The 17,278-nt window shown below is 61.6% G+C and carries 14 protein-coding genes; 5 read left to right on the top strand and 9 right to left on the bottom strand.

What is annotated here, in order from left to right:
- The 7 genes from C1722_RS17240 to C1722_RS01730 form a co-directional block, all read right to left on the bottom strand.
- The coding region (locus C1722_RS17240; RefSeq protein WP_180994987.1) for a DNA glycosylase AlkZ-like family protein at window positions 1-881 on the bottom strand (881 nt) is incomplete at its 3' end.
- Window positions 808-1,809 (bottom strand): helicase-related protein, encoded by a 1,002-nt coding sequence (locus C1722_RS17235; protein WP_102377741.1) that lies wholly within the window; start codon window positions 1,807-1,809, stop codon window positions 808-810. The genes C1722_RS17235 and C1722_RS17240, both read right to left, overlap by 74 nt.
- A gap of 16 nt (window positions 1,810-1,825) precedes the next feature.
- Window positions 1,826-2,362, bottom strand: coding sequence for a DEAD/DEAH box helicase (locus C1722_RS17735; RefSeq protein ID WP_102377740.1), 537 nt, complete (start codon window positions 2,360-2,362; stop codon window positions 1,826-1,828).
- An 89-nt stretch (window positions 2,363-2,451) separates the two neighbouring features.
- Window positions 2,452-3,240: an ABC transporter permease subunit gene (locus C1722_RS01745; RefSeq protein WP_102377739.1), complete on the bottom strand. Its 789-nt coding sequence runs from the start codon at window positions 3,238-3,240 to the stop codon at window positions 2,452-2,454.
- The gene (locus tag C1722_RS01740) at window positions 3,237-4,157 is read right to left on the bottom strand and encodes an ABC transporter ATP-binding protein (RefSeq protein WP_102377738.1); all 921 of its coding nucleotides are present in this window, start codon (window positions 4,155-4,157) and stop codon (window positions 3,237-3,239) included. The genes C1722_RS01745 and C1722_RS01740 overlap by 4 nt, the downstream gene beginning before the upstream one ends.
- On the bottom strand, window positions 4,154-4,771 hold the full coding sequence (locus tag C1722_RS01735) for a TetR/AcrR family transcriptional regulator (protein WP_102377737.1): 618 nt from the start codon (window positions 4,769-4,771) through the stop codon (window positions 4,154-4,156). The genes C1722_RS01740 and C1722_RS01735 overlap by 4 nt, the downstream gene beginning before the upstream one ends.
- A 218-nt stretch (window positions 4,772-4,989) precedes the next feature.
- Window positions 4,990-5,907, bottom strand: a complete 918-nt coding sequence (locus tag C1722_RS01730; protein ID WP_180994986.1) for a LysR family transcriptional regulator — start codon at window positions 5,905-5,907, stop codon at window positions 4,990-4,992.
- A 258-nt stretch (window positions 5,908-6,165) separates the two neighbouring features.
- Here C1722_RS01730 and C1722_RS01725 point away from each other — a divergent pair, with 258 nt between their 5' ends.
- The 3 genes from C1722_RS01725 to hypB all read left to right on the top strand — a co-directional run bounded on the left by C1722_RS01725 (window position 6,166) and on the right by hypB (window position 8,989).
- Window positions 6,166-7,536 (top strand): 4Fe-4S binding protein, encoded by a 1,371-nt coding sequence (locus C1722_RS01725; protein WP_180994985.1) that lies wholly within the window; start codon window positions 6,166-6,168, stop codon window positions 7,534-7,536.
- A 123-nt stretch (window positions 7,537-7,659) separates the two neighbouring features.
- Window positions 7,660-8,046 carry a hydrogenase maturation nickel metallochaperone HypA gene (locus tag C1722_RS01720; protein WP_102377734.1) on the top strand — a complete coding sequence of 129 codons (387 nt, stop codon included), beginning with the start codon at window positions 7,660-7,662 and terminating at the stop codon, window positions 8,044-8,046.
- 265 nt (window positions 8,047-8,311) lie between these two features.
- A complete protein-coding gene (gene hypB / locus C1722_RS01715) occupies window positions 8,312-8,989 on the top strand; it encodes a hydrogenase nickel incorporation protein HypB (protein ID WP_102377733.1) in 678 nt (225 codons plus the stop codon).
- A 133-nt stretch (window positions 8,990-9,122) separates the two neighbouring features.
- Here the strand turns inward: hypB and putP are convergent, their stop codons facing one another.
- Window positions 9,123-10,685, bottom strand: a complete 1,563-nt coding sequence (putP, locus tag C1722_RS01710; protein ID WP_102377732.1) for a sodium/proline symporter PutP — start codon at window positions 10,683-10,685, stop codon at window positions 9,123-9,125.
- A 113-nt stretch (window positions 10,686-10,798) separates the two neighbouring features.
- Here putP and C1722_RS01705 point away from each other — a divergent pair, with 113 nt between their 5' ends.
- Window positions 10,799-12,088, top strand: a complete 1,290-nt coding sequence (locus tag C1722_RS01705) for an aspartate aminotransferase type Ic (protein ID WP_102377731.1) — start codon at window positions 10,799-10,801, stop codon at window positions 12,086-12,088.
- An 84-nt stretch (window positions 12,089-12,172) separates the two neighbouring features.
- On the top strand, window positions 12,173-15,418 hold the full coding sequence (locus C1722_RS01700; protein WP_102377730.1) for a DEAD/DEAH box helicase: 3,246 nt from the start codon (window positions 12,173-12,175) through the stop codon (window positions 15,416-15,418).
- Between the two features lie 77 nt (window positions 15,419-15,495).
- Here the strand turns inward: C1722_RS01700 and C1722_RS01695 are convergent, their stop codons facing one another.
- On the bottom strand, window positions 15,496-17,163 hold the full coding sequence (locus C1722_RS01695) for a putative bifunctional diguanylate cyclase/phosphodiesterase (RefSeq protein WP_102377729.1): 1,668 nt from the start codon (window positions 17,161-17,163) through the stop codon (window positions 15,496-15,498).
- Between the last annotated feature and the right edge of the window lie 115 nt (window positions 17,164-17,278).

The raw sequence follows: 17,278 nt of genomic DNA, 5'->3' as shown, positions 1-17,278 counted from the left end.
CCCGCCGGCAGATACACTCCCTCGAATTGAGCGATAACGTGCGCCACGCCCTCGACGCCACCGAAACGCCCGCGACCGACCGGGTCCACCCCCTGTAAATCGAAAAGAAAACGCAGGTATGCATCGCTGCTAACAGGACGCACAGCCTTGCGTGCCTTGGCGAGCGACAAGGATCGCAGCCGCCGAAAGACCTCCGCCGACACCCACTCCCGCATCTCGCCTCCGGCCTCGGCGCTCCCGAACCGACCCTGGACGAGCCGCCCCTCGAAAGCGAGGCGCTCGAGGCTGTCGAGCACGACGGCGCGTCCGATGCCGAAGAACCCGGCCGCATCCGCCGCCGAAAAGGGGCCGCGGCCGCGTGCGAAGCGCGCGACAAGCTCGTCGAGCGGATGACGGCGCTCGCTGCGCTCGTCGGACGCCTCGGCAAAAGCAGAATCGAGAGCCCACGGGGGAACCGCGATGCCCAAGGCGCCGTGCAGCCGCCTCGCATCGTCGGCAAAGACCCATCGCGCCACAGCGCCGAAGGTCGCAGCGAACGCCCGATGCGCCGCTCCGAGCTCCTCGAGAGCGGCGAGTGCCTGTGCGTCCGATGCCGCAAACGCGCTGTCGGAGGAGCCCTCGGACGCATCGTGGAACCCGCTGCGCGCTGCAACCTCCGCAGCCTCATCATCGGGCCTGAGGCGCGCAGCGACCTCTTCGACCGTGAGCGGCCCGAGCGAGCGCAGCAGATCTGCAACCCCCTCGATACCCCGTGCGCGGCGATCGGGGGCAAGGCGCTGCAGCTGGGATTCGACCGTTCGGACCACGTCATCGTCGATCAGCTGGCCGACCTCGTCGGAGCCCAGAAGCTCGCCCAGAAGCGTCGGGTCGAGCGAGAGCATCGAAGCCTTGCGCTCGGCGGCGGGAAGATCGCCGTCGTAGAGATGATCTCCCACGTATCCGAAAAGAAGCGGAGCGGCGAACGGCGAGGGCGTGGCCGTCTGGGCCTCGACGAGTCCGACTGTGCNTGATGCGCGGGGAGAAATCGGCGAGGTCGGCCGACGAGTACGCCCCGCCGAGCATGCCGAGCACCGCGTCGAACGCCCGACGCGGCAGCTCCGAGAACGGCGCGGCGCGACACACGGTCGCGTACCAATCGTCAGCAGCGACCTTGTCCATGGCAACGGCAGCGACCGTCTGCTGCGCGAGCACGTCAAGCGGGTTTCTCACGATCGCCGTCTCTTCGATGGCACCGGAGGCCATGCCCTCGGACACGACGGCCGCATCGATGACCTCGGTTCGCGTGCGCGGGTAGATGACGCCTGCGGATCTGCCGCCCACCTGGTGGTTCGCGCGGCCGATGCGCTGCAGCGCACTTGCCACCGAGGGCGGCGGGGCTACCTGCAGCACCAGATCGATCGAACCCATATCGATTCCGAGCTCGAGGCTCGACGTTGCCACAACGCAGGGCAGCTCGCCCGCCTTGAGTTCGGCTTCCACCTGCTGCCTGCGTTCTTTCGACACCGAGCCGTGGTGCGCCTTGGCTATGACCTCGGCTGTCGGCTGGGCGAGATCGGTGGTCGCGCCGATGCCCGAGCGGATGGCGCTCGGATCGGTCTCGCCCACCCCGGAGAACTCGCCCCGTCTCTTCGCGTAGAGCTCGTTTATGCGCGAGGTCAGCTTCTCGCAGAGGCCGCGCGAATTCACGAACACGATGGTGCTTTTGTGCGCGAGCACTTCGTCGAGGATGGCCGACTCGACATAGGGCCAGATGGACGAAGACCCCGCCCGGCTGTCGGGCGAGACCGTCTTCGGCGTATGACCGTCCATGACCGCACGCAGCGCCCTATCGGATTTCCATGCCTGCTCGGCGGGTGCGCGGCGGGGCCCGCCTGCACCCCCACGGCGCGCTCCCCCCTGCGCCGCATCCGCCCTGTCGGGCTCGAAGCCGCCGAACGAGGGTATGGCGCTCAAATCCGCCACCGGCACGCTCACCCGCACCTCCANGCCCGTCAGATGCGGCATCGGGCGCCGCTGCGCGCGCCCCGTCGTCCGCACCGAAGTCCCCATCGCCGCAATCCGCCTTCTCCCGCATGAGCGCATCGATGGCGAACAGGAACGCGGCGAGCGTCTTGCCCGATCCGGTCGGTGCGACGACAAGGACGTTCTCAGCTTGCGCGATAGCCGCCCAAGCGCGCCCCTGCAAGGGCGTGGGTGCCGAGAACGTCTCGAGGAACCACCCGCGCACGCCCTCGGAGAAGCAATCGAGCGCACGGGCTGGCGCATCTGCGTCCTGCGACGGCGCAAGCGAGTCGCCCGGCGAGGCCAAAGCAGCCTTTGCGGCCGTATCGTCTGGTGCGCTCGGGCTGTTCGCTGCATCCATAGTCGCGTCGCTTTCTTCCGGGAGCCTATTCCGTAAAAGCATAGTATCGCACAAACGTTCGTTCCAGGCTACCCGCGTATGATCGTGCGCTACACGGCGATGTCCTTGCGCGCGTACACCGAAACCGCGATCACGAGCGCGACGACGGCATACAGCACGCCGAGCCCCACAAGCGTTTCGTCGAGGGCGGCGTTGGGAACGATACTCGCCGCATCGGCGTAGGCGAACGGCGTGACGAAGCGAAGCCAGTCGACTTTGTCGCTCAAGCTCGCGACGATGTTGAGGAAGTACAGGAGTGCGGCGAACCCGAGTCCTACCCCAATACTTCCGCGGCCGATGAACGCCGAGAGGGCGAAGCACACGCAGGCTATCTCAAGCTGCATGAGAAGCTCGGCGGCGCAGAACAGCCAGAAGGGTTCCCAATCGATTGCCGCGTCGACCATCTCGAACGAAGCGATCGAGCACGCCGCGCAGGCGACGTTGAGGATGACGATGCAGGCGACGACCGCCGCGAGCTTCTGCGCCGCCACTGAGAACCGGCTCACCGGATGCGTGAGGAGAAACTCGGCCGTATGCTCCGTCTCCTCCTTGGATAGCATGCGTATGCCGAGGTAAGCTGCGAAGAACGCTCCCCCGATGCCGAGCACGCTTCCCACCTCGACGCCGAAGAAGCCCATCGGCTCGCCGATGTTCAAGCGATCCATGCCAAAAGCCTCGGTGAACACCCCCATGCTCGCAAACATCTCGTTGAGATCGGCCGACTGCGCTTCCATCTCGGGAAACATGGCCATGCAGACCGCAATCATGCCTCCGATGACAAGCGCCCAGATGACGAGCATCCTGCAGTTCTGCCTCATCTCGTGCGCGAAGCCCGTCATAGCGCCCCACCGCCTCTCGCTTTGTTATCCGCATCGGCGGCTCCGTCGGCGTAGAAATGCATGAACACCTCTTCGATATCGGGTTCCTCGATCATCACGTCGACAAAGCCGACGCCCGCAAGCCACTCGACGAGCGCATGCATGTCGCCTTGGTACAGAAACGCCGCATCGCCATCGTGCAGCGCGAAGCTGCGTGAGCCCGAAGGCGGCTGGAATCCGCCCGAGACCCCGCGAACCCGCACGTGGCGAGCAGCCGAAGCCGAAAGCTCGTCGACCGTGCCCGACGCGATGATGCGCCCTTCGCGGATGATGGCCGCATGCTCGCAGTAGCGCTGCACCTCGGAGAGCACGTGGGACGAGAGCATGACGGTTGCACCCTCGTCGTGACGCTCGAGCAGCAGGGCGAAGAACTCCTTCTGCACAAGCGGATCGAGACCGCTCGTCGGTTCGTCGAAGATGTAGACATCGGGTTTGTGCTGCATCGCGCATACGATGCTCACCTTCTTGCGGTTGCCGAGCGAAAGATCTTCTACCTTCCGCTTCGCATCGAGGCCAAGCCGCTCGCACAGCCGCTTTGCCTCGGCCGCACAATCCCTGCGACGCAGACGGGCCGAATACGCGATCACGTCGGCCACCCGCATCCCGTGGTAGAACTGCGCCTCGGAAGGCATGTACCCCACCCGGGCGAGCACCTCCTTGCGGGAAGGGCCGCATTCCAACCCGAGAACACGCGCTTCGCCCGACGTCGCTTTGATGAGCCCGAGCACCGTACGGATGAACGTGCTCTTCCCCGCCCCGTTCGGCCCGATGAACCCGAAGATGTCACCGCGGGACACCGCCAGATCAACTTCGGTGACGCCGCGCGCCTTCCCGTAGCGCTTCGTGAGCTTTACCGCTTCGATGACTGCATCGTTCATAGGTACTCCTCCTTGTAGAACTGGCGTCTGAGCAGTTCAAGATAGGCGAGAAACTCGTTGTTGACCGCTTCGAGATCGGCAAGCGCCTGCGGCGGCTGTGCGCGCATGAAGCCGTCCGACATCCACAGCACGATGTTGAGCACCTGCTCGACGGTAATGCCGTCCCTGAACTTCGACACATCGGCGCGCACGAGAAACGCCCGCGAACTTTTCTCGAGCGCCTCCTGGAACCCCGCGCCGAACTCCGGTCCGAATGCGGGATCGTCTTCGAGATAGGCGCCCACGAGAAATTGCATCGCATCCGGATGCTCGCGAAGCATCTCGATCTTGCACGCCTGCGCATTCGCGAATATCTCGAAGAAGTCCGTCTCGTCGTAGTCGTGCAGCCTGCCTATCGCATCCGCGAGGAATTCCACGCCGTAATCGTACAGGTAGGTGAACAGGCCCTTTTTGCTTTCGAAGTAATGGAACAAAAGCGCCTTGGAGATGCCCGCCTCGCGCGCGATCTCGTCGGTGGATGCCTTCTTGTACCCATGCTTCGAGAATACGTGAAACCCCGCGTTGACGATCGCGTTGCGCCTCTCTTCCGACAAAGTGAAAAACCGTTCGTTCATGGATGTGCCCGCTTTCCCGATGCTTCGACCTGCGCGGCCGCGAAGCGCATGCTCTTCCGCGCCTCTGCAAAACACGGTTGACCGATTTGGTCAGCAGATCGAGTATAGCGACTGTTGACCGTATCGGTCAATAGTTATGGCGGAGAATCCCGCCACGCAGCTGTCAAGCCCCCGCGAGGTCTGCCTGCATATCGCCGGGAGCCGGCAAGACGGGTCCGTTACCTGGATTCGAACCTCGAACCGCGTTCCTCCACCACGCGGTGGCACATCTCGACGAGCTTCCGAACAAGAGGTGCGGAAGGAACCCCGTACAGCATGTGCGTCGAGAAGAACAGCGGCGGATCCGCAAATTCGACCTTCACAAGAGAGGGGTTGTACTTGCACAGAGCGCTTCCCTCGTCGGACGCAAGCAGCACCTCGTCGGGACGCAGCGTCAGATAGAAGCTCTCCTTGTTCTCCAGGTCGCGCAGATGGAATTTCGGCTCGACGCCATGGTCGCTGTATATGGATGCCATACCGTCCGACCAGGTATGCGACGATTGAGTGGTCGAACGGACAAGATAGCAGTCGGCGAGATCCTCGAACCGTATGATCCCGCGTTGCAGCACGGGACTGTCTTCGTGGAGCCACGCGACAACCGGAGAATCGACCAGCCACTCGCACGCATAGCCTTCGGGAACCTCCGCGGGCTTCCCGAGCAGGATGCCCATCTCGGCCTTTCCCGACAGTACCGCATCGAACACCGAGCTATCGCGATCGGTGTAGCGGAAGCGCGGAGAGAACGAAGGGGCGTGTTTGCGGATGCGCGCCACGCTCTCGTACACGACAGAAGCATACAGGCTGTCGGTCGGAAGCATGTACACGGAGAACTCGCCGCCATCCCGATTCGCGATCGAACGGCCCTCGTCGACTGCCTCGTCCAGGCGCTCGATGAGCGCGCTGATCGCCTCCATGTAGTGCCGGCCTGCCGCCGTCAACGCCAAAGGATTGCGATCGAACAGCGAAAACCCGAGCTCGCGCTCAAGATCGGCGATATGCCGGCTGAGGCTTGACTGCGACACGTTGAGCTTTGCCGCGGCCTTCGTGTAGTTCAGGCTGGCGGCTAAAACGATGAATTCACGTGAATAATCCAGCATGCTGCATCCCATTCGGTACGTGCGTCTGTCCGCTATCATCCGAAAACCGAAAAGCGCGCCGATAATTCTCCCAATTCATCATAGCGGATGCGATGCAGAAAATGAATCGCCCGCTGCGAATCCCGCATCGCGACCCGCGCAAGTCGGCCGCCGCTCAAACGCTCAGCCCGATAAGATCGAAGGAGAGCCTCGATGCGAGACGGTACGCGAGCCGGGCGCTCGGGGTGCGAAAAACGATCAGGGGGAAAGGAAACTACCATGGGAATCGTCGATACCGATATCCAAAGGCGCGATTTTCTCAGAGGCGCCGCGCTGGGCGCTTTGGGCATACTTCCGCTCGGGGCGCTCGGAGGATGCAGCCCGCAGCAATCGGCCGCGCAGGGTTCGCCGGCCGAAGGCAGTCAGCCCGCGCAGGCTAGGAAAGCAACCAAAGGAGACGACGAGCAGCTGACGCTTGCAGAGGTGAACGAGCTGCGCGCCGAGCTCATCAACTCAAAAAGCGACTACACCTGCGAGGACGGCACGGTCATTCCCGCCGTCTATGTGAAGATGCGCACGCTGCTCGACACCATAGGCTCCGGCATCGGCTCCGACGTTAACGACCACAGCTTCGACCTGGTCATGCATCTCTTCAGCGAGGAAGAGGCGCAGGCCTGCCTCGAGATGCCCCGCGGCGTGCACTTTACCGCCGCCGACTTCGCCGTCGAATCCGGGCGAGACGAAGCCGCGTGCATCGAGCTATGCGAGGACCTCTCCTCCCGCGGGCTGCTCTACCGCATGCGGCGCGGCGGCGTGGTGCACTTCAGCCTTATCCCGCAGTTCCACGGTATCTACGAGTACAATTGGACGAACTATACCGAAGAATGGCTCGGCAAGCACAACGCGCAGATGGGCGCCGATGTGAAGGACCAGTTCTACAACTCCGAGACCATGTTCTACCGCACGGTGCCGGTCGACAGGGAGGTCGTCGCAAACGAGGAGATCCTGCGCTACGACGATTACGAGCGGATCATCCGCAGCCATACGGTGCTCGCTGTCGCAACCTGCCAGTGCCGCCTGACCAAGCAGGTGCTCAACACGACGAGCCCCGACTGCGACCACCCGATCGAAACGTGCTTGAGCACCGGAGAAGAGGCGGAGTTCTACATCGAGAACGGCATCGGCCGCCAGATCGACCAGGAAGAGGCGCTCGCCATCATCAAGCGCAGCGTGAATGCGGGTATGGTCATCCAATGCTGCTATTCGAAGGAGTCCGAGGTCATCTGCAGCTGCCACGGCGATTGCTGCGCCATCCTCGGCTCCTACGTTGCGCTCGCACCCGTCGCCGACCAGTACAACGTCTGGACGAACATCAGCCATTACTCGCTCAAGCACGACAAGGACGCCTGCATCAAGTGCGGCTCGTGCGCCGAGCGCTGCCCGCTGTTCGCCATCACGATGGACGACGAGGGCTATCCCACCGTGGGCATGAACTGCGTGCGCTGCGGCCAATGCGGCACGGTGTGCCCGCAGGGGGCGCGCACGCTTATGCAGAAGGACATCGAGAGCATCCCCGAGCTTCCGCAGACGATGCTCGACGACAACAACATGAAGACGGAGTACCGCTTCAAGAACAACAAGATCCACTAGCCGCCCACCGCTCGCTTCCGTAAAAGCCGCTCATACGAGAGCGGCACCGCTCGGCGTTTCGGCACGCTGAGCGCACCGCGCCGAAACGCCGAGCGAACCCGATTCGAAAGGCAGGTCGTACTAATGCACGAGATGGCTCTTACCCGCGACGTAGTAGACATGGTGCTCGAAGAAGCGCAGGCAGCTGGTGCGACCGAGGTACGCTCGGTGTCTCTCACCATCGGATACGTGCGCGACATCGTAGAGGACCTGTTCGAGCGCTGCTTTGCGTACCTTGCCCGCGGAACGGTTGCCGAGCATGCCGAGCTCGTCATCACGCGCGTGCCGTTCACCGTGCGCTGCAGCGCGTGCGGACAGGTATTCCACCTCGATGTGCGCGACCGCTCCTCGTGGCAGTGTCCCTCATGCGAGGCTAAGGATTACACGCTCAACTCTGGTATAGAGTTTTTCGTGAACGGCATCGAGATCGTCGGCAGCACAGCGGAAGCGCCGAACCGCGGTCCGGCGTAATGCCATATCGAAAGGGAATGCATAACCTGCACCGTTTTGTGAAAACATTTTGCTGCAGGGAAGATACTTCCAAATTGCCATCAGGTATTTCGTGCACGTGCCCAGTTTTCTCGGTGTCATTTCTTTCACAAAACGGTGCAGGTTATGCATTCCCTAATAGAAGAGAAGCCGCATGGGCGGGGTAATGTCGGAAGAAGAGAGCTCGCGTGGGCAGCAATACCGGAAGAAGAGCTCGCGTGGGCGACATACCGGAAGAGAGGTTCACATGGACGATATACGTACGATAGAGATCAAGCGAGAGATACTCGCCGACAACGCACATGCGGCCGACGCCTTCCGTTCGGCGAGGAAAACCGAAGGCACCTTCATGATCGACGTCATGGGATCGCCGGGAGCCGGCAAGACAACGCTTCTGCTCGCGCTCATCGAGCGGCTGAGGGAAAAGGGCCTGCCCCAGGTAGGAGTGATCGAAGCCGATCTCGAATCCGACGTCGATGCGCTCAAGATCAAAGAAGCGGGCGTTGCCTCGGTCGAGCTCAATACGAAGGGGACCTGCCATGTCGAGATGGGCATGGTCGAGAAGGCCTTCGCCGCGTTCGAGGGCGAAGCGTTCGACTACCTGTTCCTCGAGAACATCGGCAACCTCGTATGCCCAGCCGAATTCGATACGGGATGCCACACGCGCGTCATGCTGCTGTCGGTGCCCGAAGGATACGACAAAGTGTACAAGTACCCGCCCATGTTCGCCGTCGTCGACGCGCTCGTGGTAACCAAAAGCGATTACCTTCCGACGAACCCCGACTTCGACATGCCCGCGCTGCAGGAGGCCGCCTGCGCCCTCAACCCCGCGCTCGAGGTGTTCGTCGTGTCGGCGCGGACAGGTGAAGGCATGGAAAAGCTCGTGCACTGGGTGCAGGCCTCCCACGAGCGAGCGCTCGCATGAAGCCGATCGTGGCGCGTGACGGCCGATCATCCGATCGCCAGGGTGACGCATGCCCGAACCGTATCCGAAAAAACGAGCGGCTTGCCATGGGTTGGCGAGCCGCTCGCGTAGTTCGCATGGGCGAACGAGCCTCCTACACGTCGGCTTCCAGATAGCTGTCGAACTCGTCGGTGACTTCCTTCGAGGGCTCCTTGGTTGCCAGAGACACCACGATGATCGCGAGGAGCCCGAGCACGAACGCCGGGAACAGCTCGTAGATGCCGAACCATCCGCCGAGCGGTTTGACGAACGCATTCCAGACAAGCACGGTGCCCGCACCGACGAGCATGCCCGCCACCGCTCCGGGAAGATTGGTGCGGCGCCAGTACAGGCTCATAAGCATGAGCGGGCCGAACGAGGCGCCGAACCCGGCCCACGCGTACGACACGACCTGGAAGATCGAGGAGTTCTCGTCGAGCGCGATCACGATGCCGAACAGCAGCACGACCACGAGCGTCAAGCGAGCGACGATCATGACCTGACGGTCGGTCGCGTCCTTCTTGATGAGGCCCTTGAAGATGTTGGTGGCTACGGCCGATCCCGAGATGAGCAGATACGACGAAGACGAGCTCATCGATGCGGCGAAGATGCCCGATACGACAAGGCCGCAGAAGAACGCCGGCAGAAGCATCTGCGAGAGCACGATGAACACGTTCTCGGCGGCGGACTGCGTGAGAAACTCGGTCGGAATGACCGCACGGCCGATAAGGCCGATGAGCACAGCAGCGGTCAGCGACACCACGACCCAGACGGTGGCGATGATACGCGACTTCTTGATCTCGTCGGAATGGCGCACGCTCATGAAGCGCACGAGCACCTGCGGCATGCCGAAATAGCCGAGGCCCCACACGAGGCCCGAGATGATCGTCACGAGCCCGTATTCGTTCGGAACGCCGAACAGGGGCATACCGTCTTCGACGATCTGCCGCCCCGCGTCGTCGAGCACGGGCGCCGCCATATGCGTACCGCTCAAAAACCCGGGGATGTCCTGCAAGAACGCCACCGTGTTGTCGACGCCGCCCGCCGCGGTCACACTGCCGATGAACACGACCACGAGCGCCGTGACCATGAGCATGCCCTGCACAAGATCGGTCGTGCAGACCGAGAGGTAGCCTCCCACGAACGTGTACAGAAACACGATGAGCGCGCCGAGGACCATCATAGTCGCGTAATCGAGTCCGAACAGCGTCGAGAACAACTTGCCGCACGTGACGAAGCAGCTGCCCACGTAGATGCAGAAGAACAGCAGGATGATAATCGCGGCGATTGTCATCAGGATGTTCTTCTTGTCGTGGAAGCGGTTCGAGAAGAAATCGGGCAGCGTGATGGAGTTGTTGGCCACTTCGGAGTACTTGCGCAGACGGCGCGCGACGATCTTCCAGTTCAGGTACGTGCCGCAGGCAAGGCCGATGGCCGTCCACATGGCATCGGACGCGCCGGTGAAGTACGCCACGCCGGGCAGCCCCATAAGCAGCCAGCCCGACATATCCGACGCTTCGGCCGACAAAGCCGTAAGCCACGGCCCGAGGCTGCGCCCCCCGAGAAAGTAGTTTTCCGACGAGGCGTTCGACCGTTTCGCGTACACGAAGCCGATAACCACCACGACGATGAAGTAGATGAGCATGGCGAGCAATACCCAAAAATCGTTGGAAACCATGTATTCGCTTCTTCCCCTATAATGAACAGTACGGTGGGATTATACTTTATCTGAATGGAGTAACCTCCCTCTTTTTGTTGCATCTATCGGCCAAGACGGTGAAAGGAACCACGATGTCAACCTATGCAGACCTATCGGCTGCCGAATTGGATACGCTGCGTGCGCAGCTCGAAGAAGAATACGCCGGCTATAAAGCCAAGGGGCTCAAGCTCAACATGGCACGAGGAAAGCCCGCCGCCGCCCAGCTCGATCTCAGCATGCCGATGCTTGACATCCTGTCCTCCGACGCCGACTACAAGAGCGCCGACGGCACCGATTGCCGCAACTACGGCGTCGTCGACGGGTTGCCCGAAGCCAAAGAGTTCATGGCTTCGATGCTCGACGACGAAGCCGAAAACGTCATCGTCTTCGGCAATGCGAGCCTCAACATCATGTACGACGCCGTCGCGCGCTGCTGGATGTTCGGGACGCTCGGCTCCACCCCGTGGGGCCGGCTCGATACGGTCAAATGGATCTGCCCCGTCCCCGGCTACGACCGCCACTTCGGCGTGACCGAAGCATTCGGCATCGAGATGATCACCGTGCCCATGCTCGCCGACGGTCCCGATATGGACGAAGTCGAGCGCCTCGTCGCCGAAGACGAGTCGGTCAAGGGCATCTGGTGCGTTCCGAAGTACTCGAACCCCGGCGGCGTAACCTATTCCGACGAGGTCGTCGAACGCCTGGCGAACATGGAGTGCGCAGCCGACGATTTCCGTATCTTCTGGGACAACGCCTACTGCGTCCATCACCTCTACGACGACGTCGCCGACCAGGATCACCTCATGGACATCGGCGATGCCTGCATCGAAGCGGGCAACCCCGACCGCTATTTCAAGTTCGCCTCGACCTCCAAAGTGACCTTCCCGGGTGCGGGCATCGCCGCTATGGCCGCAAGCCCCGAGAACGTCGCCGACATCAAAAAGCGCATGGGCGTTCAGACCATCGGCCACGACAAGCTTAACCAGCTGCGCCACGTGCGTTTCCTCCGCGACGCCGAAGGCCTTGCCCGCCATATGGCAAAGCACGCCGCTATCGTGCGCCCGAAGTTCGAGCTCGTATGCGAAAAGCTCGAAGCGGGTCTCGCCGAAACCGGGTGCGGTTCGTGGAGCAACCCGCGCGGCGGCTATTTCGTCTCATTCGACGCGCCAGCCGGCACGGCGAAGCGCATCGTCGGGCTCGCCAAGGAGGCGGGCGTGGTGATGACCGGAGCCGGTGCCACCTACCCGTACAAAAACGATCCGGCCGACAGCAACATCCGCATCGCCCCCACGCTGCCCCCGCTCGAAGAACTCGAGGCGGCCATGGACGTGTTCGTGTGCTGCGTGAAGCTCGCCGCAGTGGAAGATCTGCTCGAAGCGTAGTGCGTTTCACTGCGCATATGCACAGCTCAAATCCGATCGATCAGGATGCTCGCAGAACCATGCGAGCATCCTTGTAAGGTGCACATGATATCTGAGGAAGAAATCAATCGACACTGCTTTGCACGCACCTTCGAGCGCGCAAAGCAAATCGCGGCCTCGGACAAGAGCATCCTCACGAAAAAGTGCCGATACGGCGAATCGGAGACCGCCGTAAGCGCGTTCTTCGTGGGAAGCAAGGGCTGGAACGAGCGCTACCGCACCTACGTCGTCTTCGACGAAGAGGACGACGATATCCTCGACTACTCGTGCACCTGCCCCGCGATGGATTCTTACGACGGAATGTGCAAGCATTGCGCCGCCCTCGTCCTCTCCTACAACGAGGCTCCCGAAAGGTTCCTCGGGTTCCAGAAGAAGCGGGCAGCGGCAAGCACCTCCGCCAGCATCGCCGCGTTCATGGAGCGCGGAAAGCAGATCAATCGCTCCCCCGAAGCGGGTTCCATCGAGATCGAAACGATCATCGGATACGGATACCGCGCATGGACCGCGCATTTCAAGGTGGTCGGACCCCAGGGCTCCTACGTGCTCAAGAGCGTCACGGATTTCGTGCACCGCATGCGCAAGGGCGAGACCTTTTCCTACGGGAAGAAGCTCGCCTTCGCGCACCATCCCGCCATGCTGACCGAACGAGCGCAATCTCTCGCGCGGTTTCTCGATAAGACGGTAGCGGTGCGCGAGCACGCCGACACCGCGTTCTCCCGACGATACCGCAGCCGTGACAGCGCCGATCGCGATCTGGATCTATCCGAAGCGGAGCTCATCGAACTCGTCGATATGCTCGATGGGACCGATTTCGCCGTGGAGGGAAACGACTACGGGGTCCGCTCGAATACGCTTGCCCACGTCGAACACCAGGATCCGCGCATCGACCTCAAGCTGAACAAGGTGGGCGCAGACGGCTATTCGATCGTCCGAACCGACGCGATCCCCTTTGCAGCCCACGGCGAGCGCATGTACGTATGGCAGGGCGACGTGTTCTTTCGATGCTCGCCGGAGTTTTCGCACTGCGCCGATTTTCTGCGCGACGTATACGACAGCGATGACGACCGCCTGTTCATCGCATGCGCCGACATGCCGCTGTTCTGCGCAACGGTGCTACCGTGCATCGAGAACCGTCTGAACGTACAGGCTCCGAGCGAGATCGAAGCGTACCGCCCCGTTCCCTGCAACCTCGAGTTTTTCTTCGACCGCGACAAGCAGGGAGTTTCATGCGACGCGCAAGCAGTTTACGGCGAGCGCCGATTCCCCCTGTTCGCGCAGGGCGAAATCCGCAAGGAAGAGCAACACGCCCCCGCCCCGCTGCGCGACGACCTCGTCGAGAACTACGCGAAGCAGCTTGTGAACCGGTACTTCCGCTACCCCGGCCAACGGATACCCATCGAAAACGACGAAGCGGTTGCCGCCCTCGTATTCGGCGGCCTTGTCGAGTTCCAAGCAGTCGGAGCGGTGTTCACCACCCCCGCCTTCGACCGGCTTCTCACCGATCGCAAGCCCCGCGTATCCTTCGGCCTCTCGTTGGCCGGAAACCTCATCAACCTTACCATCTCTTCCGACGACCTGCCCGCATCCGAGATAGGGCCGCTGCTCGCCAGCTACAAGAAGCGCAAGCGCTACCATCGGCTGCGCAACGGGGCGTTCGTCGATCTGAAGGAATGCGACCTCGCGCAGCTCGATCGCATCGTCTCGGATCTGAACATTTCGGGAAAGCAGTTGAGCTCGGGGGCCGTAGAGCTGCCCTCGTTTCGCGCGTTCTACCTCGATGACGAGCTCGAAGACGCCCGGCGGGACGAATCGTTCACGCATTACCTCGAAAAGCTCCGAAACGTAAGTAGGCGAAAGTACCGCGCTCCCAAGCCACTCGACCGCATGCTGCGCGCCTACCAGCTTGAAGGCTTCCGATGGCTGAGCATGCTCCTCGACAGCGGCTTCGGCGGCGTCCTTGCCGACGAGATGGGCCTCGGAAAGTCGGCTCAGATCATCGCATTGCTTCTTGCACGCCGCACCGAGGCGCACAAGATCGGCCCGAGCCTCATCGTGTGCCCCGCCTCGCTTGTCTACAACTGGGTCGCCGAGTTCGAACGATTCGCACCCGAACTCGATGTGCGGCCGATCGTCGGCACGAAGCGGGAACGGGCGCGCATTCGCGCAGATCGGGCGTGCGACGTGTTCATCACCTCGTATGATCTGCTCCGCATCGATTCGGCCGATTACGACGGCAGGGAGTTCTTCTGCTGCATCCTCGACGAAGCCCAGTACATCAAGAACCACGCGACGCTTACGACGCGGAGCGTCAAGCGCATCAACGCACGCCATCGCTTCGCACTCACCGGCACGCCGATGGAAAACCGATTGAGCGAGCTGTGGAGCATCTTCGACTTCCTCATGCCCGGCCTGTTGGGATCGTACATGCGATTTCGCGAGCGATTCGAGCTTTCGATCATGGGCGATGACGACGAGGCCGCTCGTCGACTGCAGGCGCTCGTCGGCCCGTTCATGATGCGCCGGCTTAAAGCCGACGTACTGCGCGATCTGCCCGACAAGATCGAATCAGTGTTCTACACCCCCTTGGAAGAGGAGCAGCGAAAGCTCTACGCAGCCCACGAGCAGCAACTGCGCGAATCGCTGACCGAGCAGCGGAGGAACCGCAAGGAACACGCATTCAACGAGCACAAGGTGGAGGTTCTCGCCGAGCTGACGAGGCTGCGACAGCTTTGCTGCGATCCGCACCTGCTCTACGAGAACTACGCCGGTTCGGCCGCAAAGCTCGACGCTATCGTCGAACTGGTGGAATCGGCGTGCGGCGCAGGCGAAAAGGTGCTCGTGTTCTCGCAGTTCACCAGCTTCCTTGCGCTCATCGCCGAACGTCTCGACGCATCGGGTATCCCCCACTACACCCTCACCGGCTCGACGGCCAAGAGAAAACGGCTCGATCTGGTAAATGCGTTCAACGAAGACGATACGCCGGCCTTTCTGATGTCGCTCAAAGCGGGCGGTACCGGGCTCAACCTCACCGGGGCGTCGATCGTAATCCATGCAGATCCTTGGTGGAATGCCGCCGCGCAAGCCCAAGCCACCGACCGCACCCACCGCATCGGGCAATCGAAGGTGGTCAGCGTATACAAGATGATCGCCAAAGATACGATCGAAGAGCGCATCCTCAAACTGCAGGAAGCGAAAAGCGGGTTGGCCGATCGCATCATCGGTTCGGGCAACGCAGGCGTCTCCCTGGCCAATCTGACCGAAGACGACCTGATCGAGCTCCTGCAGCCCTAACGCGCATGCGAACGGCACCGCCATCGCCTCGCCGCGCGCATGCGAACGGCACCGCCCTGCTCGCTGCAACCTTGCGTTTACGCCAGGAAGCGTTCTTCGAAATCGGCTGCGGAAAGGGGCCTCGATACGAGAAAGCCCTGGATGCAGTCGGCGCCGATCGAGCGAACGGTATCGAGCTCGGTCGGTTCCTCGACGCCTTCGACCGTCACCTCGATGCCGACGCTGTGGCACAAGTCGATGACCGCATCGATGAACGAGCGGTTGAACGCCTCCCCGTCGATGTTGCGAATGAACATGCGATCGATCTTGACGATATCGGCGGGAGATTGGGAGAGCATGCCGAGCGACGAGTACCCGGTTCCGAAATCGTCCATAGCAAGTCGAATGCCGAGACTGCGCAGCCGATCGAACGTCGTTTTAAGCGCGTCGAGATCGGTGACGAAATAGCTTTCAGTCATCTCGAGCACGAGCTGCGACGGATTGACCTGGGATTCATCCAGCACTTGCTTGACGAATGGGATGAAATCGGACTCGAACAGCTGCAGATACGAAATGTTCACGTTCATTATGAATCCAGAACGCGCCTTGCTCCAAGCGGCGCATTGCTCCACCGTCCGCTCGAGCACCCAGCGCCCCACCTGTCCGATAAGGCCGTACGATTCGAGTACGGGAATGAACTCGTCGGGACCGACCGGCCCGAGGCTTTCGTCTTTCCAGCGAAGCAGGGCCTCCGCTCCGTCGATCCTCATCGTATCGGCGTTCACAAGCGGTTGATAGTGAACCGAGAATCCGCGCATGCCTTCGAGCACCGATGCTTGAAGGCGGTCGCTCAGTTCGAGGCGGCGAAGCTTCGCCTCGGTCATATCGGCCGAGAAAAACGAGACCGTGTTCTTCCCCCGATGCTTGCTCTCCTCCAAAGCGCTTTCGGCATGCTTGATCAAATCCGAGCCGCTGGATTGCTCCGCATCCCCCATCGCAATCCCGCCCGAAACCGTGCAGAAGTACGTGGTCCCGTCGATATCCTGCTGTCGGTTCGCGAGCGCGTGAATCGCATGGTACAGATCCTCCATCGCGGCGCGATCGGCCCCCTCGGCGACGATCGCGAATTCATCGCCATCGAAGCGGAAGATCGAAGCGTCTTCGGGCAGCAGCCGCTGAACGCCCTGGGCGAACACGCGCAAAACAACATTGCCGAATGCATGGTCGTTCAACGAATTGATGCGAGAGAAATCGTCGAGACCGAGCAGCAGCACACCGCCGGCAACACGGTCGCGAGCAAGCATGCGGTCGAGCACCTGGATGCACTTATCGTGCATGAACAGTCCCGTCGTCGGATCGATCTTACCCTTGCGCTCGAGGTTGGTAACCACACCCGCGAACATGGCAGGAGCGCCGTTCTCGTCGCGCTTCATAAGCCCGCGGCAGACGATCCACACGTATTCGCCCTTGCGGTTTCTCACCTGATACTCGAGGTCGTGCGAATCGGTACGGCCAGCCACCATGTCATCGATGGATTCGTCGAAGCTCTGAAGATCGCGCTCGGCGATGAGTGCGCGCCATAAGGGGATGAGCCCCTCGAACAGGCAGTCGGGCAGATCGAAATCTGCCTTCATGTTGTCCGAGATGAGCGCACGATCGGTCGCCATATCGATAACGTACAGGTAGTCATCGGTACTGAAAGCCATAGCGTCGTAGAACAGACGTGGATCAAGGTCGAAAGACTGCAACGCCTCTTGCGTATTCAAGCGATCTGCACCTCGGCTCTACTATCGGTTTCGTCATGTTTTGAATACTGTATTGTACCGACACCCGACCGTCAAGATTACAAGGGCAAACTCCTCTCGCAACGTTACCAAACCG

The sequence above is a fragment of the Raoultibacter timonensis genome (assembly GCF_900240215.1).
Lineage (GTDB): Bacteria > Actinomycetota > Coriobacteriia > Coriobacteriales > Eggerthellaceae > Raoultibacter > Raoultibacter timonensis.
This window is presented reverse-complemented; position numbering and strand designations above follow the sequence as displayed.